This window comes from Pseudoselenomonas caprae, assembly GCF_008271345.1.
In the GTDB taxonomy this organism is placed as follows: Bacteria; Bacillota; Negativicutes; order Selenomonadales; family Selenomonadaceae; genus Selenomonas_A; species Selenomonas_A caprae.
The window spans coordinates 1-19331 of record NZ_VTOZ01000035.1; the positions used below are offsets into that span (position 1 = coordinate 1).

Here is a 19331-nt window from a genome sequence, read left to right on the forward strand (position 1 = left end):
TCAACAGATCATATTCCCCTTTAATGCCCATTTGATCCACCAGGTTGTAGTCCACATTCTTGATCTGGATATCAAAGCCCAGCTTCTTGAGGTCTGCCTGCACAGCCTCCGCATACAGCGGCAGCTCAGCCCGGCTGTTGTAGATAACAAAGTCCAGCTTGAGCGGCTGGCCATCCTTTTCGCGGATCCCATCACCATCGCTGTCTCTCCAGCCGGCCTCATCAAGCAGACGGGCAGCACGCTCCGGATCATAGGCATTCGGGTCAGTGAGCTGATCGAACCCATAATCCATGGACGGCGGCACCGGCGCCTTGCCTGCCATGAACGTCCCTTTCAGCAGCACTTTGTTATAGGTTTCGCGATTACAGCCACAGATGAGCGCAGCGCGCACCTTCGGATCTTTGAGTATCCCTTTCTGATTCAGACGGGCCAATACCGTACGCAGGGACGAGATCTCGTCTACCACATACTGGCTATTGTTGCGGAAGGTGTCGATATCGCCAGCTGCAATATTCACAGCCATATCCACGTCCCCGGACTGCAAGGCCATGGCCCGGGTATTGGGATCATCGATGCTCGGGATCTCCACCGTCTCAAACGGCACCTCACCAGCCCAATAGTTGGGATTCTTCTTCATGACAGCTTTTTCTTTGACAAAGGACTCTACCATATACGGGCCAGTACAGATGGGGCCTTCCTTGGCAAAATCACGGCCAGCCTCGGCCTTCGTATCCACCACGATGAACAATGGATCTGCCAGGAAGCCCATGAGATTCGGCATCGGTTTTTCCGTCGTGATGATAAGATTCTGCCCTTCGGCCCGGATTTCCTTATACTTGAAGAATGTCTCCGCACGATTGTTCTTGGCAAAAACGCGTTCCAGTGATGCCTTGACAGCCTCGGCCGTCAGTTCATCCCCATTGGAGAATTTCACGCCATCACGGATCTTGATGGTCCATGTCAGATGGTCGTCACTGATTGACCATTTCTCCGCCAGCCACGGCTGCACATTCATCTTCTCATCAAACTTTGTCAGGCACTCACCCAGACCATAGCGCATGACTACCCAGCCAAAATAGTTCTGCGTCGGCTCCAGGGTATCAGCAAAATTCGTCACACCAACCTTCAGTATGCCCTTCTGCACCGACTCATTGCCAGCCGTACTACCGCAGCCAGCAATCAGCGCAGCAGCGGCAATCCCGCACAAACCCACGCTTACAGCCCGCCAAAGTTTCTTCATTCTGCTTTTTTCCATGAAAATATCATCCTCTCCACAACATGACTAAATCACATCTCAGTTCTGACGCGGATCCAAAACATCGCGCAAACTGTCTCCCCACAGGTTGAACACCGCAACTACCAAAAAGATAGCCAAGCCTGGATAAACCATCAACCACGGTGCCGATTGGATATATTGCCGCCCCTCATTGAGCATTAATCCCCACTCTGGTATTGGCGGCTGAGCCCCAAAGCCCAAAAACGACAGCCCTGCAATCTCCATCATCATCGTGCCGATATCCATCGCCGCCGTGATGACTACCAGCGGCAACGTATTCGGCAGGATATGGCGCCACAAGATCATCGGCGTCCGCGTGCCGCTGAGACGGGCCGCCAGCACAAAATCCTGCTGCCGGAGCTTGAGCACCAGACTGCGCACCAGGCGCGCATATTTCGCCCAGCTTACCACCAGCAGCGCCATGATGGTATTGATGATACTGCCACCAAGTATTCCCGCAATGGCAATCGCCAGCACAATCCCAGGGAATGACAGCATCATATCCGCCAGCCGCATGAAGACCATCTCCACACGGCCGCCAAAATAACCGGCCAATGTGCCTACCAGCGACCCCGTCAAAGCCACCAGTACCACCAGGCAGAGCGTCATAAACAACGACGTCTGCGTGCCGCAGATGATCCGCGAAAAAATATCGCGGCCCAGCTTATCCGTCCCCAGCCAATGCTCAGCCGACGATGGCTGCAAGGCCAGCTGCATATTGCTGGCCAGCGGATCTTGCGGTGTCAGGTAAGGAGCAAACAATGCCACCAGCACGATAAGTGACACCAGCGCCGTATAAAAGGAAAACAACTTGTGCTCCCAAATAAGCGTCATCTTCGTACCTCCCTTCTAAGGCGCGGATTCAGATAAGTATACGACAGATCGACCAAAAAATTGATGGACATATAGACCAGGGAAATCCAAAGGACAAAGCCCTCGATAAGCGGATAATCACGCATCGTGATAGCCCGCACCGCCATGTTGCCGATCCCCGGCCATGAAAATACGATTTCGACTACGGCTACACCGCCTAGCAGCCACCCCATCGACATCCCCAACAACGTGATCAATGGCAACATCGCATTGGGCAGGACATGTTTCCAAAGGATTGCCATCTCCGACAATCCCCGAGCCCTGATTCCCGTGACATAGTCTTGATTCAGTTCTTCCAATACCACCGTACGGACCTGCCGCATGTATTTCGATGACATATAGATTGCCAGTGTCAAAGCAGGCAGCACGATTCCCGCCGCCGTGACTTCCGACTGCGCAATGGGAAACAGGCGCAGCTTCAAACCGAATACATATAGCAGCAACAATCCCAGCCAAAAACTTGGCATCGATACACCGATAAAGGACAACCCCCGCACGAGATGGTCTGGCAGCCTGTTCCGCTTCACAGCCGATAAGATCCCCAGCGGCAGCGAAATCAGCACCACTAGGACCATCGTGACAAATGCCAGAAGCAACGTCCCTTTGAACCCCTCCAGCAATTTTGCTGTAACCGGTTTCTTCGCAGAGTAAGACATACCCATATTTCCCTGCAAAACACCAGCCGCCCAATTCCCATACTGGACCAGGAACGGCTTATCGAGCCCCAGCTCATGCCGCGTCTGAGCCAGCGTCTCCTCCGACACGATCGTATCCGAAGCTTCCAGCAGCATCGAAGCCGGATCACCAGGTGCCAGCCAGGTCAGGCAAAAAGTCAGGAAGCTGACACCAATGACCGTCACCACCATCTGCAAAAGGCGGCTCCCATATGATTGCAACCACAACATCTCCCTCTCACCTCCACAAACAGATAAAAACCAATGTCACTGAACTCTTATCCATAAACAGCGTCCCTCTTCTCCCTTCCCCGCCCGCACACCGGACAGGCATAAAAAAAACCTGTCTGCAAAATGCAGACAGGCCAGGAATATCCAGAGCACGAATCTCCTCCGAAAATCCCCTCCCTATCGCTCGCAGGTCAAACGGTGATTGTCAATCAGGCAGTTCTCCTGGCTCCAGTTCATCATGATTGCTGCGCCTTCCCAAGAAAATCATTCCTCAGTGACCGGGATACCCTCAAAAGTGGCATCCACGAAGCAGCATCACTCGCTGTTACAGTGGCGGGACCGCGCCGGACTTTACCGGCTTCCCTATTAAGTCTTGCGACACCTGATCCATACTTTATGATATTGCATATCATATGCAAAAATATGCGAAAACATTGTAATTATACCATTTTCTGAACTGCGTGTCAAAACTAGACAAATTCCCTAAACCGCTTAAAAATTATGTTTTTATCCCCCCGGGGAGCTTCACACCCCCATTAATATTTTTTATAATAAAACTAATCGTAAGATATATTCCATTCACTAATCCAGAGGCTCAACTGTTTTAGCTGGAATGTATATGCAGAGAATAACTTCCCGTTTGTCTACTGCAATATATAGGCGCCGTGCATCAGTATGATTATTATCAATGGATACGATGCACGGCGTCTTATTTCCCTATTTTTCGTGTTATAATGGAAAAACAACGAATACTTCAGCAACCATCCGAGGCTAGACTATGAACAGGAAAAACTTGCTTGACCAGTTGGCTCATACCCATACCCTCGCCTTCGAAGACTTCATCGATCTGCTTGCACACCAAGATGAAGAATTGCAGGCATACGCAGCCGGACTGGCCGTCAAAACAACACAGTGCTATTACGGCAACAAGGTTTTCAGCCGCGGCCTGATCGAATTCACGAACATCTGCCAAAACAACTGCTATTACTGCGGCATCCGTGCCAGCAATGAAAACGTCCAGCGGTACCGGCTGAGTGATGAACAGATCCTGCAATGTGCCGCCACCGGCTATGAACTGGGCTTCCGCACCTTCGTCCTGCAAGGCGGCGAGGATCCCTACTACACCGACGACAGGATCTGCCATCTGGTGCAGCAGCTCAAGTACAAACATCCCGATTGCGCCATCACCTTGTCCATTGGCGAAAAGAGCCCAGAAAGCTATAAGCGCTACCGGCAGGCAGGGGCCGAGCGCTACCTTCTGCGCCATGAAACCGCAACGCCTGCGCATTACCATAAGCTCCACCCGCCGTCCATGAGTGCCGAAAACCGCTACGGCTGTCTCCGCACCTTGAAAGCGCTCGGTTTCCAGACGGGCGCCGGCTTCATGGTCGGCTCACCATGGCAGACATCGGAAGATCTGGCCCGCGACCTCATCTTCCTCCACGAGCTTCAGCCGGAGATGGTAGGCATCGGCCCCTTCATCCCCGCCGCAGGAACACCGTTTGCCCAGCAGCCAGCCGGCACCTTAGACCAGACGCTGTTCCTGCTGAGCCTCATCCGGCTGCTGCTGCCAGAAGTGCTGCTGCCAGCCACCACGGCCTTGGGCACGATCGATCCCCGCGGCCGCGAAAAGGGCATCCTGGCTGGTGCCAACGTAGTCATGCCCAACCTTTCCCCCCGGAACGTCCGGGCAAAATACCAGCTCTACGACAACAAGATCTGCACTGGGGAAGAAGCTGCTGAATGCATTGTCTGCCTAACCAAACGAATGAAATCCGTCGGCCGTGAGCTGGCCGTCGACCGGGGCGACAATGTCCGCTATATGAAAATGAAGGAGGAACCATACTGTGTATAATCCCAAATCGAGCAAAGCCGCAGAATTCATCGACCACGAGGAAATCCTCGCCTCCCTTGAATATGCTGACCAAAACAAGAACAATGCTGAACTCATCGATTCCATCCTCGCGAAAGCCAAGGAATGCAAAGGCCTTGACCATCGCGAAGCATCGGTTCTATTGGCCTGTGAGATCCCCGAAAAAAATGAGGAGATCTTCAAGCTTGCCGAGGACATCAAAAAGCAATTCTACGGCAACCGCATCGTGCTGTTCGCTCCGCTTTACCTGTCCAACTACTGCATCAATGGCTGCGTCTACTGCCCCTATCACGGGGTCAACAAAACCATCCCACGCGTAAAGCTTACGCAGGAACAGATCCGCGACGAAGTCATCGCCCTGCAGGATATGGGCCATAAGCGCCTGGCCATCGAAGCCGGTGAAGACCCGGTCAACAACCCGATCGAGTATATCCTCGACTCCATCCATACGATCTACTCGGTCAAACACAAGAATGGCGCCATCCGCCGTGTCAACGTCAACATCGCCGCCACCACGGTGGAAAACTACCGCAAGCTCCACGAAGCTGGCATCGGCACCTACATCCTGTTCCAGGAGACCTATCACAAGGATTCCTATGAGAAGCTCCATCCGACGGGACCGAAACACGACTACGCCTACCACACCGAAGCCATGGACCGCGCCATGGAAGGCGGCATCGACGACGTCGGCCTTGGTGTACTCTTTGGCCTAGACAAATACCGCTACGAATACGCTGGCCTTTTGATGCATGCGGAACATCTCGAAGCCACCTTCGGCGTTGGCCCCCACACGATTTCCGTGCCGCGCATCTGCCCGGCTGACGATATCGACGTGAATACCTTCAGCAACGCCATCGACGACGATACCTTCGCCAAGATTGTTGCCTGCATAAGGATTGCCGTTCCCTACACGGGCATGATTGTCTCGACGCGCGAATCCCAGAAATCCCGCGAACGCGTCCTGCATCTTGGCATCTCCCAGATTTCCGGAGGTTCCAGAACCTCCGTTGGCGGCTACACCCAGGAAGAACGCCCCGACGAAACGGCTCAGTTCGATGTGTCGGATACCCGCAGTCTCGACGATGTCATGAAATGGCTCATCGACATGGACTACGTACCATCCTTCTGCACGGCCTGCTACCGTGAAGGCCGCACCGGCGACCGCTTCATGGCCCTATGCAAGGCAAAGCAGATTCAGAACTGCTGCCTGCCCAATGCCCTGATGACCCTCAAGGAATATCTCGAGGATTATGCCTCCCCGGAAACGAAAGCTGCCGGCGAGAAACTGATTGCGAAAAACATCCCCGATGTAACCAATCCCGCCGCCCGCAAGACTCTGTCCGAACGCCTGCAGAAAATCGAACAGGGCGAACGCGACTTCCGTTTTTAAGCCTATAATGGATTCATGAAAACGCCCCTATAACTGAGCTTCAATGCTCAGTTATAGGGGCGTTCGTATTCTCAATCAGTCTTTGATTTTTTCGATTTCATTCTGGGTCCAGAGCGGATGATGATGTGCGGCGTGTTTGGCATTGATGGTGCCATCACCGAACATGCTGCAGAACTCCGGCCAGTTGTAGATGCCGAGGGGAATATGTCCCCCGCAGACGCAAAGGAACAGGCCCAGGCCAACAATCAGATGAATGCGATCTGCATAGTAGGCAATCTCCTTCGGAACCAGCGGCAGGGCAAAGTAGAGCACCGCACCCGTAAGGATGATGAGCAATGTACCGAAAAATACCATGATACCCATCATTTTCTGACCCGAGTTGATTTTGCCCATCGGCGGTACATCGATTTCCTGCAGGAAAATCATTTTCTGCGGATAACCGCCACCGACTTTCATCCATTCAATATCCTGCTTCGTCCAATGGAAGGCCTCGCGCCAAAACGCTACTACGCGTCCTGGGCAGAGCAGGAAAAACAACGTGCAGGCTATCATGAGAATCCATGCACCTACGATATGAACCTGCATCGTCAGATGCATTGCTGCTTCCCCAAACGGACGGAAAAACAGGATCACACCGGTAAGTCCTGCTGGCAAAAACCCCAGTACCAGACACCAGTGGAACAAGCGGACAGGTAAGCTATGATGAAGAATCCGTTCATTTCCTTTAAAGTTGTTATCCATCACAATCCCACCTTTCTTACAGGACACTGCGGTCTACATAATGCGTATGGAAAAGCTCTTCCGCCAGTGGACTCAGTGGCTGGAAGTTCATTTTCTTGTACATATTGAGCAGACTCTGGTTATGATGGCTCTGGCGTTTTGCCTGCTTTTCATCATCCTGATAAAGCCCTGCCGTACGCATCTTGATGTATTTCGTGCGGTCGACAATGAGATCCGTCACCGTATAGGCACCGGTCCAGAGGAATGCCGCAATGACGCCGGCAAAACCGAGGAATTCGCGGCGGTTGATCTTTACTTCTTTTTCTTTATAGGAATATCTCATAACGCACCTCCTATCACCATGGCAAGATAGCCTTGAACTTGCCGGTCCAGGACGTTCCCATCGGGTTGATTGGCTGGCCGCCGCCGTTTACGCAGCCGCCCGGACAGTTCATGACCTCGATGAAATGATACGGGCTGCTCCCAGCTTCGATTTCAGCCAACAGTGGCTCGACATTTTTCGTCCCATGGACAACCGCGATCTTCAGCGTGATTTCCTGGCCATTGTCCTTGAGCTTGAGCGGGATATCCGCCGTCTTGACCTCCTTGAGGCCGCGGACAGGCGCATAGCGGAGCTCACCGAGCTCCTCCCCCGTCAGGACGAAGTAAGCCGTGCGCAGGGCAGCTTCCATGACGCCGCCCGTTGCACCAAAAATCGTACCTGCGCCTGTATACTCAGCCAGTGGGTTGTCTTTCTCCTCAGCCGGCTCCACATTGCGGACATCGATATTGAGCTTCTTCAGCAGACGCGCCAGGTCGCGGGTCGTCAGGACGACATCGGTATCCTGATACGTTGCCGTATGGCCTTTCTTCTTCCAGTAATCAGCAGCTGCCGTGAACTCCGGCCGCGATGCTTCGAGTTTCTTCGCCGTGCAAGGATAAACACCGACGCAGAAAATCTGCTCCGGCTGCACGTGCCAAATTTCCTCAGCACCGTAGATCTTAGCTACTGGGCCAGCCATTCCCTGCGGCGACTTCGCCGATGACAGGTGCTGGCGCAAATTTGGATGATAGAGCTCCATATAGCGCACCCAGGCAGGGCAGCAAGAAGTGAACTGCGGCAATGGGCCAAGTTCGCCTTCCACAGGCTGCTTGAGCACGTATTTCTGGATTTTGTGGATAAGCTCCGTCCCCTCTTCCAGGATTGTATTATCCGCGGCAAAGTTGACATCCATGATCTTGAAGCCCGCTTTCTTCAAGGCTCCATACATCTGCTCCGTGATGAGTTTGCCCGGTTCCATACCGAACTCCTCACCCAATGCAACACGTACTGCCGGGGCAACCGTTGCCACGACTGTCGTATTGCCATCCTTTAATTTTTCAATAACCTGATCGACTACATCGACCGTATCCTCGATTGCTCCGAATGGGCAGTTCACCAGACACTGTCCGCACTGCAGACAACGCTCATTGTTAATCTGATGGTTTGCACCGTAGGCGCCATCAATGGCGTCAGCGGGGCAGAAGGATTTGCATGTGTCACATCCCTTGCATTTCCCTTCATCGATCTTAATGATGCCGGTGAGCTCATTCGCCTGATAAGATTTTGGCATAGCTTTCGTCCTCCCCTATCCTGCAAACAATTCTCAATTATCATCATAGTTTATTATCCCTATATTAAATTATAAATTTATTTGATTGCAAGCACAAGCTCCCCCAGGGGATATTCCTGCAAAAATTTATATAAAAACAAAAAAGAGGCCTAAAAGCCTCTTTTCTAACCAGTAAAAATCAATCCATGATATAGATTTCAAAATTCTGACGGCCAAACGCCAGCGCCTCACCATACGTGTCGAAAGCCACATCGATATGGTTGCCGTGAAAACCACCGATATCTTCAGCTACAGCCTCGCCATAGCCTGGGATAAACACATGCGTACCGAGCGGAATGACAGCCGGATCGACGGCAATGACGCCATGGCGCACCTTGGTGCCCGTCGCCGTATGCACAGAATTGCCAGGATCTTGCGCACTATAAGCAGTCGCTGACACATAGAACATGGTCCCCGCATGTGTTTCCGGATCTACAGCGGGTGGCTCATACGTCTTACCGCCCGAAAGGACACGATAGGTGCCATCGCCGCAGATGCCATCGACCTCAAGCCCCTTGGCCTCCTGGAACTTCTTGATGGCTGCTACGGTCTGCGGCCCGCAGACGCCATCGGCCTCACCGGAAAGATACCCCTGCTCGATCAGCAGGGTCTGAACATGCTTGACGGCCTGGCCGCGCGATCCATCCTTGACGAGAATGGCAGCCGCAAATGCCGCCGAGCAAAAACATATTAACATAAGCATAACAACTAAGGAAAGGAGTATTCGTCTGTTCAATAAGATCACCTCTCAAAAGTAATTGTCTTAGTTTCTGATCATAACGCCGTTGTTCCTATAAATAAGAGGTGCAGACCTAACCTGCACCTCTTATACTCTATCATAATCTATGATTTCTCGTCAAACGAAGAAGAATTTCTCCGACCACTTACAATTTCTCTGCTAACAAATCAGCAGCTGCCAACAGCCCTGCAATCATCGCCGACGGGCGCGGCGGGCAGCCAGGCACATAGATGTCGACAGGCACGACTTTATCGGCCGCGCCGACAATCGCATACGAAGCACCATACGTCTCACCACCAGCTGCGCAGGCACCGCAAGCCATGACGAGCTTCGGCTCCGGCAGGGCCTCATACGACATGCGCAGAGCCTCCTCAAGGTTGCGCGTGACGGTACCCGTGACCATCAGCATATCGGCATGGCGCGGCGAAGCATCGAAATGCACGCCATAGCGGTGCAGATCGTAAATCGGATTCGACATCGCGCCCATCTCAAAATCACAGGCATTGCATGAACCCGCATCAAGATGACGGACATGCAGGCTGCGGCCGAGTTTCTGCCGGATGACATCAGCCGTGACCTGCTGTGCCTTTTCCACGAGATAGGGCATCGCTTCGTCAGCCGTATGCGACAGCAGTCCCTCGGGAGCATTCGCCGCCTCAGCGCAGGCCACCACGCAGCGGCCACAGAACAGGCAGCGGCGGTAATCGACAGTGTATTCCTCCCCCTGGCACTGGAAGGCCCCGACAGGACACGCCTTGGCGCAAGCCGCCAGTGCATCAGCCGGGCACTTGCCCGAAAGCTTTCCCCGGAACCGTGCGCTGCCCGAAAGCGAGATAGCTTCCGTGGCGATCTTATCATGAAGTAAACGCTCTAATACCTTAAACATCGTTTCCTCCTTTAACGGTCCAAGCAGGCATAGCAGAGCTCAAAGCTCTTGTTGATCAACGGGAAGTCGGGGATGATATCCCCCTGCACGGCAATCGGCAGCGCCGGCCAGTTCGGATAAGAGGCGCTGCGCACGAAGATGCGGTCGATGCGCCCCTCTGCATCGAGTGCGACAAAGTGCAGATTGCTGCCGCGCGCCGATTCGCTGATGCCGAAATCTTCACCAGCAGCTGCCGGAACCGCAACGCTGAGTTCCGTATGGTCAGCGTCCAAATGCTCCAAGAGCTGGCTGACCATGAAGAAGCTCTGGCGCAGCTCCTCGATTCGCACAGCCAGTCGTGCTGCCACGTCGCCGCTCTTCTGCGTGACGACAGCAAAGTCAAGATCTGGATATGCGCCATAGCTGAAATCCTGACGGCTGTCATGGGCAAAGCTGCTCGCACGTGCCCCGACACCGACCAATGCCAGATCCACCGCCGTCTGATGGCGGACAATCCCCGTCGTACGGATGCGGTTCTGGAAGTTTTCCTGTTCCGCAAACATCTTGTCGAGGGCTTCGACGTTTTCCGCTACGGCAGCCAGCGTCGTACGGATATCCTGCCGGAGCTCTGCCGTGATGTCCAGCGACACACCGCCAGGCACGATGACACCGCGCAGGAAGCGGTTGCCTGCCAGACGTTCCTGCAGACGCATCAGCATCTCTTTCGTGCGGCCGCCAAGGCTGATGGCTGGAGCAAAGCCGACACCAGCAGGGATGTTGCCGCAGTCACCGACATGATTCGTGATGCGTTCGATTTCCATGAGCAGCGTGCGGATAAGCTGTGCGCGCTTGGGAACCGTAACTTTGGCGATCTTTTCCACCGCCTGGCAGAAACTCCAAGTATTGGCAATGCTGCAAGCACCGCAGATGCGCTCAACGATGGGCAATGCCTCATGCGGCGTCTTGCCCTCCATGACCTTCTCCAGGCCGCGGTGCGTGAAGAACAGCTTGGCATCAAGCTGGAGCATCGACTCACCCGCCTGGCTGAAGCGGAAATGTCCCGGCTCGATGATGCCCGCATGTATCGGGCCAACCGGCACCTCATAGATGCCCTCACCATGCGCAACACTCATCTTGATTTCGCTGCTCTCGCCTACCTTGGCCCGCGGGCTGGCCGTCGCCGAAACCTGCTTGCGCAGCGGATGATATCCTTGCGGGAAAGATTCATGCAACACCAGCGGACGCGGATCAGGATGCCCTACAGGCACGAGGCCAAACATATCCTGAATCTCACGTTCGTACCAAGCCGCAGCTGGCAGAACCGGCGTCAACGAATCATAACGCAAATCGCCATCTGCCGGCACCAGCGCCTTCAAGACGGCCAGACGTTTTTCCTCGGGAATCTCAAACAGGACATAAAGCGCATAACTACGGTGCTCAGCCGTCTCATCGCGGCCAAACATCGCCGTAAGCGGATGGCGCCCAGCAGTCGACAACGCCTTGGCCTCCGCCCGGAGGTCTGCCAGCTTGATTTCTTTTACATTTTCCATCAGGACATACCTCCTAAGACAATCTGCCCAGCGGCCATGATGAGGTCACTGAGATACGGGATTTCCGCCAGCGCACCGCTGATGATGCCACTGGACAGCAGCAATACCAGGAGCACTGCCGTGTCGAGACGGCCCATGAGCTCGCCTGCCGATTTGCGTTTCGGCTTGCCGCCGAGCATGCGCATGGCATGATAAAGGATACCGATGAGCATCCCCGCCAGCAGCACCAGCGCCAGGATTCCGAGCCACGGGCGCTCCGCGAGGAAGAAACTGTCGATGATGTAGAACTTGCTGAAGAAGATACCCATCGGCGGCATGCCGAGGATACCGACAATGCCCAGCAGCCAGAACAGCGCGGTGCGCGGCGACTGCTGCAGCATGCCATGCATGCGCATCATGTTCTTCGTGCCATAGGCTTCCATGATCGTACCGGCCGTATAGAACAGTGCGTATTTGACGAGGGCATGGTTCATCATATGCAGCAGCGAAGCCTCGACTGCCAGCGGCAGGAACAGGCCAAAGCCAGCGGCCATCAAGCCGAAGTTCTCCATCGAAGAGTAGGCCAGCATGCGTTTGATGTCACGCTGGACGACGACAAAGGGGATGGCCAGGGCAATCGTCAGCAGGCCGAAGAACAGGAACAGGCCGCTGATAAAGCCCATGCCGACAGCAGGCATGATGACGATGACATTGCGCAAGAGCACGTAGATTGCGCAGATGCAGAGCGCACCTGAGAGCAGGCCGCTCGTAAGCGCTGGGGCCTCCGAATGCGCATCAGGCAGCCAGGCATGCATCGGCGCCAAGCCGACCTTCGTACCGTAGCCGACAAACAGGAAGCAGAAGGCCACCTTGGCCAGTGCCGGATTGAGCTCGCTGCCATGTGCAGCCAGATACTGCCAGTCCAAGGCCTGTGCGCCGCCCATAGCCAGGATCTGCGCATAATAGACCAGGATCGTGCCCAGCAGCGCCAGGCAGATGCCCACCGTGCAGACCATGACGTATTTCCACGCCGCCTCCAGCGACGTGCGGGTGAATTTGAAGGCAACGAGCAGTGCCGAAACCAGCGTCGTCGCCTCAATGGCTACCCACATAAGGCCGAGGTTATTGACGAGCACCACCAGCATCATCGTCCAAACAAAGAGATGGGAAAGCGCATAGAAGCGGCCCTCAAGATGACCGAAACGGCGCAAATAGCCGTAGCGGATATTCGTATCGCGATCCAGATACGCCTTGCTCGTCCAAGCAAAGGCCAGATAGAGCATCGTGACAATGACGAGCATCCATAGGCCCAACGCATCGAGATAAAGATAGCCGAATGCCTGCGGCGCCGCTGGGTCAAACTGCATGACCAGCCGGACGACGATGGCACCGGCCGCCACCGAGGTCAGACGGTTGAGCCAGTGCAGCAAGCCCTTGCCAAGAACATTGACTGCCGCGATGATACTGAATACCGGCGGCAGCGCCAGCAGCGTATAGACAAGCTGCGGGATAGTATAGTTGAAATCCATATTGCTGTCTTATCCTTTCAGTTTCTTCATGACAGTCGTATCGGTAGTCATAAACGAAAGGCTCATGCGGTTCGTCAGGATGACCAGTACGACAACGGCGATAAGGACGTCGAGGAAGACGCCGAGCTCAACGACGAGCGGCAGGCCTTCCGTCATCAGCAGGCCCAAGAGATAAATACCATTCTCCAGTGTGATGAGGCCGACCATCTGCAGGATGGCGCGCTTGCGCATGACCATGAGCGCCAGGCCCGTCATGATCATGAGGATAGCCGCCGCGATGATGCTGCGTCCCGGCGTGCCCGGCAGCAGATGGTCGACAAGCAGATACCCCATGACGAGGAAGGCCGCAGCGGCCATCGTCGAATAATTGACATTGATATCGGAAACGATTTCGCGCTCATCGGTGATGCGGCCTGCCAGACGCAGGATCGCACCCGGGATGAACAGCACCTTGACAAAAATCGTCAGCAGGCCCGGCAGCCAGGCATGCAGGCCCGAACCAGCCCCCAGGCCGATGGCCAGGCAGGCACCAGCGATGATGCCAGACTGTGCGGCCAGGCAGTAGACCGAGCGTTTAAGCTCCATGATCCGCGTCTGCAGGAAGACGACAAAAATCAAGAGTACCACCAAATATTCCATGTTTTGTCTCCCTCCTTATTCCGCAATCAAAGAAACAACAAGCAAGATCAAAGCCGCAGCCAGATAGACACGGACCTTGAACAGACGCATCTTATTGTTGAGCGTCTCAACCACGCCGATGACCAGCGCCCCCAAGAGAACCTTGACCGGTACAGGGATTGCCAGCGGCAGATATAAGGTGCTGAACAACACCAGGAAAATCAGTATTTTGAGCATACTGCCGAGATGGATGAGCGACAGCAGGCGGCCAGAATACTCCAGCGTCATGCACTCATGGATCATCGTGAGCTCCAGATGTGTATCGGGATTATCCACCGGCAGGCGGCTGTTCTCAGCCAGCATGACGAGGAAGAACGCCACGCAGGTCAGTACTGCCGGTACCGTGAAATAGAACGTGTCAAAATCAATGACCATGCGCGTGAGGGTCGTCGACTGATAGCGCATGGCATTGACAAGGATGGCCAGCATGACCGCTGGTTCGACGAGCACGGAGATATAGATCTCGCGCGATGCCCCCATGCCGCCAAAAGCCGTAGCTGAATCCATCGCCCCGAGCGTCATGAAGAAACGCCCTAACGCCAGGAGATAGACAAACACGAATGCATCCCCCATGCTGAGCCCCGCACTGCCTGCCTGCATGACGCTGACGAGCAGCCCCGGCACCATTGCCGCCGCCATCAGCGTCGTGCCGAAGTAAACGGCTGGCGCCAGGATAAAGATGCGGCTCGTATAGGGCGTGACGATGACTGGCTTGCGCCACCATTTCCAGAGGTCGAAATACTCCTGCAGGATGCTGGCTCCCTGCCGCTTCTGCAGGATGGCCTTCGTCTTGTTGATGATGCCGACGATGAGCGGCGCAAAGATGAGCAGCAGGACTGCCTGTGCCAGGCCCACGCCTAAGCTCTGTACCATATAACCCATCTTACATCACCCCCCAGATCAGAACGGCCACCATCGCAATCATCGTATAGCCGATATAAAGACGTACACTGCCCTGCTGCACGAGATGCAGGAACGAGGACAAACGGACCATCAGATGCTGGACCGGCACATAGAGCCGCTCCGTGAACTGGTCCGGAATAAACAGATTATAATGAACCGTGCGGCCGAAATACGCATGCTCCTTCTTGAGGAAAGTGCGCTCCTTGCGCGGCTTCAAGATATAGTCGAAGGCACGGCGCAACGGTTTCGAGAAGCCCGTAGCCGTGTACTGCTGGCGGCGCGTCGGCACCGTACCACAGTTCCAGGTCACATCCTTCTGCACATAGAGGCCTTTGCCCTCAAGGGCAAGGGCCAGCACCGCCGTGACGATGAGGGCGAGCATCAGTAGCATGAAGGGGCTGTAGGCCGAATACTTCGTGCCATCGGCCAGAATCCCCAAGCCATTCCAAACGACAGCATCGGCACTGACCATCGGCAGCGCCAGCATCCCTCCGGTAAGGGATGACTCCATAAGCTCGACCAACGGCATCGGGAAGATACCCAGGACTACGATCAGGAGCGCCTCCAGCCCCATGCTCAGCAGCATGAAGAACGGCATTTCATGGGCCTTCAGGACAAGTGCCGAACGACGGCGTCCCAAGAAAACCACACCATAGAGACGCACAAAGCAGCCCAGTGCCAGCGCCCCCGTAAGGCCGAGCAGCACAAACGCAGCGATGACCAGAAGGCGCATTTCCTGCGTCCCCGTCTGCCAGCCCAGCGTGACAAAACTCTGCAGAGCCATCCACTCGCCGACGAGGCCGCTCGTGAACGGCAGCGACGCCAGGGACATGGAACCGATCAGCGTGAACAGTGCCGTATAGGGCATCTTCTTCGCCAAGGCTCCCATGAGCTCAACATTCTTGCTGCCGACCGCATGCATGACCGCACCGGCACTCATGAACAGCAGCCCCTTCATAAGGCTATGGCTGAGCGAATGCACGAGCACCGCCGTGAAGGCGACCATAGCCATCGTGCCATGTCCCGTCTGCACGAGCAGCATGCCGCAGCCAAAGGTCGCAAAAATGATGCCCATATTCTCGACCGACGAATAGGCCAGGATGCGTTTCATATCCTTCTCCATCGAGGCGTAAAGCACGCCGAGGAACGCCGAGAGCAGGCCCACGATCATGACAACGAGGCCATAAGCAAAGACTTCCATGCCGAGGAAATAGAAGACAAAGCGGCCAAATCCGTAGACGGCGACCTTGAGCATGACACCGCTCATCAGGGCCGATACATGGCTTGGCGCTGCCGGATGCGCATTCGGCAGCCAAACATGCAGCGGCATCAGGCCGGATTTCAAGGCAAAGCCGATAAAGGCCGCACCGAAGGCCACATGACGCAGCGGCCCTTCCAGCGTGTTGTGCGCCAGATCCGCGAACAGCAGGCTCTCCGACTGGCTGCCCACCAGGTAGAACGCCACAAGGATAGCCGCCGTGCCCAGATGGGTCATGACCATATACTGATAGGCGGCATGGACGGTATCCTTCTTCTTGCTCTCATGATTGACGAGCAGGAACGACACCAGTGCCATGACCTCCCAAGCCAGGATGAACGTAAACCCATCGCCAGCCATGAGCACGAGCGCCATCGAGAGCAGGAACAGGTTCCAAAGCCCCGAAAGAGCCCGGATGCCCATACCACGGTACGCCTTGCCATAATCGATGCCATACAGGCTGATGATCGCACCAGCAAGCCCCGTAATGACGAGGAAAGCTGCGCTCCAGCCATCAGCGGTCAGATTATAGCCACCCCAGCCGGCATCCATCAGCAGGCCGAAATGCGAAAGCACCAACCCCGCAGGCAAGCAAAAACCGCTCATGCTGCCAAGGTAGCTGACCGCCACGGCAAAGACCAGTGCGCTTGCCGCCGCCGCCAGCAACATGCCAGCCGCATGAGCTGCCATCTCCAGCCACTTCGGCCAGAGCATTGTCATGGCACCTAACGCATAGAGCGCCAGCGCCAGGAATAAGAAATCCATACACGCCTCCTAAAAATAAGTCCCAAACAAGAGAAAATAAAAAGTTGATGAAGTAAAAAGAAAACAGACAAAGATATCTTTGTCTGCTGTCAACGAGTCTATGCACGCAAAGTCGCGTGATTTTGATATTATACTACATTTCTGCCTTGATTAAAAGCACATGAAGAAAAAAAACAGCCCCGGCCTGAAAACCGGAGCTGTGATATCCGCTATGGTGCGATTGGTGAGAGTCGAACTCACGACCTGCCGCTTAGGAGGCGGACGCTCTATCCATCTGAGCTACAACCGCAACAATATAATTCTATCAAACATATGCTATATATGCAAGAGCTATCCCACCATCAGACTATAAAAGCGCAACAGATTGCAGATTATCTGCCGTCCATCTTTCCAGGCCGCAAACACAAGAATCCCCGGTGCGCCTCGCAAACGCTCCAGGGATTCTTTGTCTTAGGGAAAATTACAACATGAGCGAATCTATCTTATGCTTCCGTTTCTGCTATCTCAGCCTTGCCCGTGACAAGTTCCTTGCCACAATGCTTGACCACCAGCACCGCCAGCGTCATCAGGGCCACTGCCAGTACGAGCTGCAGACCGTCCACCATGAATACGAAGCTTCCCGCCTGGAGTTTCGTCACGATACCGGCCACGCTCATGACGAGTGCGGTCATCGTGACCAGGAACATGAACGTCATCGGTATATAGAGCATCCATCCCTGGCGTCCTGTCGTACGCAGGAACACAGCCAGCGAGATCAGCACGAGCGCGGAGAGCAGCTGGTTGGCTGCACCGAACAGCGGCCAGATATTCATATAGCCAGCCAGGCATAGGATAAAGGCCAGGACCAGCGTGATGATGGTCGAGAAGTACTTATCCATGCAGAGCTTGGCTGCTGCGCCAGCCGTTTCACCTTCGCTCGGCGTGAAGAGCTCCTGGAACGACATGCGACCGATGCGGGCCACGGAATCGATCGTCGTCATCGCCAGCGCCGAAACACACATCGTGATGACACAAGCTGAGACGCCAGCCGGCAGGCCGAACATCTGGAAGAAGTTGCTGATGGAACCTGCAAAGATCTGGAACGGCGTACCCTTCGGCAGGACGCCATTGCTGGCAGCAGCACAGGCGATGACCAAAGCAACTACACCGAGCAGGGACTCTACGAGCATCGAGCCATAGCCGACCGGCAGCATATCCGTCTCATTGGCTACGGCCTTTGAGGAGGTCCCCGAAGAAACGAGGCTGTGGAAACCGGAGACTGCGCCGCAGGCAATCGTGATGAACAGGATGGGGAACAGCGACTGGCCATTGACCTCAAAGCCAACGAAGGCCGGCATATTGATGGACGGATTGGCGACAACAACACCGATGACACCACCGGCTACCATGCCCAGCAGCAAGAACGACGAGAGATAATCACGCGGCTCCATCAGCAGCCACATCGGCAGCACCGAAGCGATGAAGCAGTAACCAAAGGTCACATATCGCCAGGTCTGGGCATCGAAGTAAAGCGGGAACTGCATGCCAACTGCAAACATAGCAATGACCAGCACAACAGCAACGACGAATTTGACGGCCCCCGTCGGATTGAAGCGGCGGATGTACCAGCCAAAGCCCATAGCCACGAAGATATAGAGCATCGAGATCGATGCGGCCTGCGCCCCTGGGACGTTCGGCGTGCCTGCCTTCGTCATGCCGCTGAACGTATTGGCGAGGATATCGGCAAATGCCGCCAGCACGAGCAGGGTGAACAGCCAGCAGAACAGCAGGAACAGACGGCGGCCCGTCTTGCCGACATACTGCTCAATCAACATGCCCATCGACTTGCCTTTGTTCTTGACGGAGGCGTAAAGTGCCGTGAAATCCTGCACAGCACCGAAGAATACGCCGCCGATGAGCAGCCACAAGAGCGCTGGTGCCCAGCCGAACATCGCTGCGATGATAGGGCCGGTTACAGGGCCTGCCCCCGTGATTGACGAGAACTGGTGTGAGAACACCGTGAAACGCGAGGCAGGTGCATAGTCCTGCCCATCCTCAAATTCCACCGCCGGAGTTTTCGCCCGAGGGTCGATTCCCCAGGTCTTGACAAGCCACCGTCCATAGCCGGCATAAGCTGCCGCAAATACGACGATGGCCAGCCCTACCAATGTCAAACCATTCATCATAAGCCCTTCTTTCCCGAATGAATACACAAATAAAATAAATCCCGCCCACATCGCAGGATGCAGGCGAGATACATTTGTATCTTCAGTAAGACACAACTCCACAAATCGAGTACATCGCGCCATTGCGATTGGACATTTCTTATGGAATGTATCTTAACACTGGAAATATCATGTGTCAACTTGTAAACATTAAGAAGTAATCTTCTGAATA

At 54.8% G+C, this 19331-nt stretch carries 16 protein-coding genes, 1 tRNA gene and 1 riboswitch; of the genes, 2 read left to right on the forward strand and 15 right to left on the reverse strand.

Annotated features, from left to right (window positions below; all coding sequences use genetic code 11):
- The 3 genes from FZ041_RS12850 to nikB all read right to left on the reverse strand — a co-directional run.
- A partial coding sequence (locus tag FZ041_RS12850) for an ABC transporter substrate-binding protein (RefSeq protein ID WP_149189875.1) occupies positions 1 to 1240 on the reverse strand: 1240 nt, incomplete at its 3' end.
- Between the two features lie 54 nt (positions 1241 to 1294).
- A complete protein-coding gene (gene nikC / locus FZ041_RS12855; RefSeq protein WP_149189859.1) occupies positions 1295 to 2110 on the reverse strand; it encodes a nickel transporter permease in 816 nt (271 codons plus the stop codon).
- On the reverse strand, positions 2107 to 3015 hold the full coding sequence (gene nikB, locus FZ041_RS12860; protein ID WP_255449419.1) for a nickel ABC transporter permease: 909 nt from the start codon (positions 3013 to 3015) through the stop codon (positions 2107 to 2109). The genes nikC and nikB overlap by 4 nt, the downstream gene beginning before the upstream one ends.
- Positions 3016 to 3249: 234 nt before the next feature.
- Positions 3250 to 3455, reverse strand: a riboswitch (cobalamin riboswitch).
- A gap of 377 nt (positions 3456 to 3832) precedes the next feature.
- Here nikB and hydE point away from each other — a divergent pair.
- Positions 3833 to 4909 carry a [FeFe] hydrogenase H-cluster radical SAM maturase HydE gene (gene hydE / locus FZ041_RS12865; RefSeq protein WP_149189861.1) on the forward strand — a complete coding sequence of 359 codons (1077 nt, stop codon included), beginning with the start codon at positions 3833 to 3835 and terminating at the stop codon, positions 4907 to 4909.
- Complete coding sequence (gene hydG, locus FZ041_RS12870; RefSeq protein ID WP_149189862.1) at positions 4902 to 6317, forward strand: [FeFe] hydrogenase H-cluster radical SAM maturase HydG; 1416 nt, start codon at positions 4902 to 4904, stop codon at positions 6315 to 6317. Before hydE ends, hydG begins: the two co-directional genes overlap by 8 nt.
- A 75-nt stretch (positions 6318 to 6392) precedes the next feature.
- Here the strand turns inward: hydG and FZ041_RS12875 are convergent, their stop codons facing one another.
- The 12 genes from FZ041_RS12875 to FZ041_RS12930 form a co-directional block, all read right to left on the reverse strand.
- Positions 6393 to 7058 carry a cytochrome b/b6 domain-containing protein gene (locus tag FZ041_RS12875; protein WP_149189863.1) on the reverse strand — a complete coding sequence of 222 codons (666 nt, stop codon included), beginning with the start codon at positions 7056 to 7058 and terminating at the stop codon, positions 6393 to 6395.
- Positions 7059 to 7074: 16 nt separating this feature from the next.
- Positions 7075 to 7380: an iron hydrogenase small subunit gene (locus tag FZ041_RS12880; protein WP_149189864.1), complete on the reverse strand. Its 306-nt coding sequence runs from the start codon at positions 7378 to 7380 to the stop codon at positions 7075 to 7077.
- Between the two features lie 13 nt (positions 7381 to 7393).
- Positions 7394 to 8650, reverse strand: coding sequence for a [FeFe] hydrogenase, group A (locus FZ041_RS12885; protein ID WP_149189865.1), 1257 nt, complete (start codon positions 8648 to 8650; stop codon positions 7394 to 7396).
- 178 nt (positions 8651 to 8828) lie between these two features.
- Positions 8829 to 9386: a peptidoglycan-binding protein gene (locus tag FZ041_RS12890; protein WP_255449415.1), complete on the reverse strand. Its 558-nt coding sequence runs from the start codon at positions 9384 to 9386 to the stop codon at positions 8829 to 8831.
- Positions 9387 to 9573: 187 nt separating this feature from the next.
- On the reverse strand, positions 9574 to 10314 hold the full coding sequence (nuoB, locus tag FZ041_RS12895; RefSeq protein WP_149189866.1) for an NADH-quinone oxidoreductase subunit NuoB: 741 nt from the start codon (positions 10312 to 10314) through the stop codon (positions 9574 to 9576).
- 11 nt (positions 10315 to 10325) lie between these two features.
- Positions 10326 to 11843 carry a hydrogenase large subunit gene (locus FZ041_RS12900; protein WP_149189867.1) on the reverse strand — a complete coding sequence of 506 codons (1518 nt, stop codon included), beginning with the start codon at positions 11841 to 11843 and terminating at the stop codon, positions 10326 to 10328.
- Positions 11843 to 13351: a proton-conducting transporter transmembrane domain-containing protein gene (locus FZ041_RS12905; protein WP_149189868.1), complete on the reverse strand. Its 1509-nt coding sequence runs from the start codon at positions 13349 to 13351 to the stop codon at positions 11843 to 11845. Before FZ041_RS12905 ends, FZ041_RS12900 begins: the two co-directional genes overlap by 1 nt.
- A 9-nt stretch (positions 13352 to 13360) precedes the next feature.
- Positions 13361 to 13990, reverse strand: coding sequence for a hydrogenase (locus FZ041_RS12910; protein WP_149189869.1), 630 nt, complete (start codon positions 13988 to 13990; stop codon positions 13361 to 13363).
- Between the two features lie 15 nt (positions 13991 to 14005).
- Positions 14006 to 14911, reverse strand: coding sequence for a respiratory chain complex I subunit 1 family protein (locus FZ041_RS12915; protein ID WP_255449417.1), 906 nt, complete (start codon positions 14909 to 14911; stop codon positions 14006 to 14008).
- A 1-nt stretch (position 14912) separates the two neighbouring features.
- Entirely contained in the window at positions 14913 to 16955 is a 2043-nt protein-coding gene (locus FZ041_RS12920) for a proton-conducting transporter transmembrane domain-containing protein (protein ID WP_149189870.1), read from the reverse strand.
- A 212-nt stretch (positions 16956 to 17167) separates the two neighbouring features.
- A tRNA-Arg gene (locus tag FZ041_RS12925) sits at positions 17168 to 17244 on the reverse strand.
- 193 nt (positions 17245 to 17437) lie between these two features.
- The gene (locus tag FZ041_RS12930) at positions 17438 to 19117 is read right to left on the reverse strand and encodes a carbon starvation CstA family protein (RefSeq protein WP_149189877.1); all 1680 of its coding nucleotides are present in this window, start codon (positions 19115 to 19117) and stop codon (positions 17438 to 17440) included.
- Positions 19118 to 19331: the final 214 nt, after the last annotated feature.

Excerpts from the sequence above, each read along its gene's own strand:
- nikC (WP_149189859.1), bottom strand. The coding sequence starts at position 2,110 with ATGACGCTTATTTGGGAGCACAAGTTGTTTTCCTTTTATACGGCGCTG.
- nikB (WP_255449419.1), bottom strand. The coding sequence starts at position 3,015 with ATGGTGGTGACGGTCATTGGTGTCAGCTTCCTGACTTTTTGCCTGACC.
- hydE (WP_149189861.1), top strand. The coding sequence starts at position 3,833 with ATGAACAGGAAAAACTTGCTTGACCAGTTGGCTCATACCCATACCCTC.
- FZ041_RS12875 (WP_149189863.1), bottom strand. The coding sequence starts at position 7,058 with ATGGATAACAACTTTAAAGGAAATGAACGGATTCTTCATCATAGCTTA.
- FZ041_RS12880 (WP_149189864.1), bottom strand. The coding sequence starts at position 7,380 with ATGAGATATTCCTATAAAGAAAAAGAAGTAAAGATCAACCGCCGCGAA.
- FZ041_RS12885 (WP_149189865.1), bottom strand. The coding sequence starts at position 8,650 with ATGCCAAAATCTTATCAGGCGAATGAGCTCACCGGCATCATTAAGATC.
- FZ041_RS12890 (WP_255449415.1), bottom strand. The coding sequence starts at position 9,386 with ATGTTAATATGTTTTTGCTCGGCGGCATTTGCGGCTGCCATTCTCGTC.
- nuoB (WP_149189866.1), bottom strand. The coding sequence starts at position 10,314 with ATGTTTAAGGTATTAGAGCGTTTACTTCATGATAAGATCGCCACGGAA.
- FZ041_RS12900 (WP_149189867.1), bottom strand. The coding sequence starts at position 11,843 with ATGGAAAATGTAAAAGAAATCAAGCTGGCAGACCTCCGGGCGGAGGCC.
- FZ041_RS12905 (WP_149189868.1), bottom strand. The coding sequence starts at position 13,351 with ATGGATTTCAACTATACTATCCCGCAGCTTGTCTATACGCTGCTGGCG.
- FZ041_RS12910 (WP_149189869.1), bottom strand. The coding sequence starts at position 13,990 with ATGGAATATTTGGTGGTACTCTTGATTTTTGTCGTCTTCCTGCAGACG.
- FZ041_RS12915 (WP_255449417.1), bottom strand. The coding sequence starts at position 14,911 with ATGGGTTATATGGTACAGAGCTTAGGCGTGGGCCTGGCACAGGCAGTC.
- FZ041_RS12920 (WP_149189870.1), bottom strand. The coding sequence starts at position 16,955 with ATGGATTTCTTATTCCTGGCGCTGGCGCTCTATGCGTTAGGTGCCATG.
- FZ041_RS12930 (WP_149189877.1), bottom strand. The coding sequence starts at position 19,117 with ATGAATGGTTTGACATTGGTAGGGCTGGCCATCGTCGTATTTGCGGCA.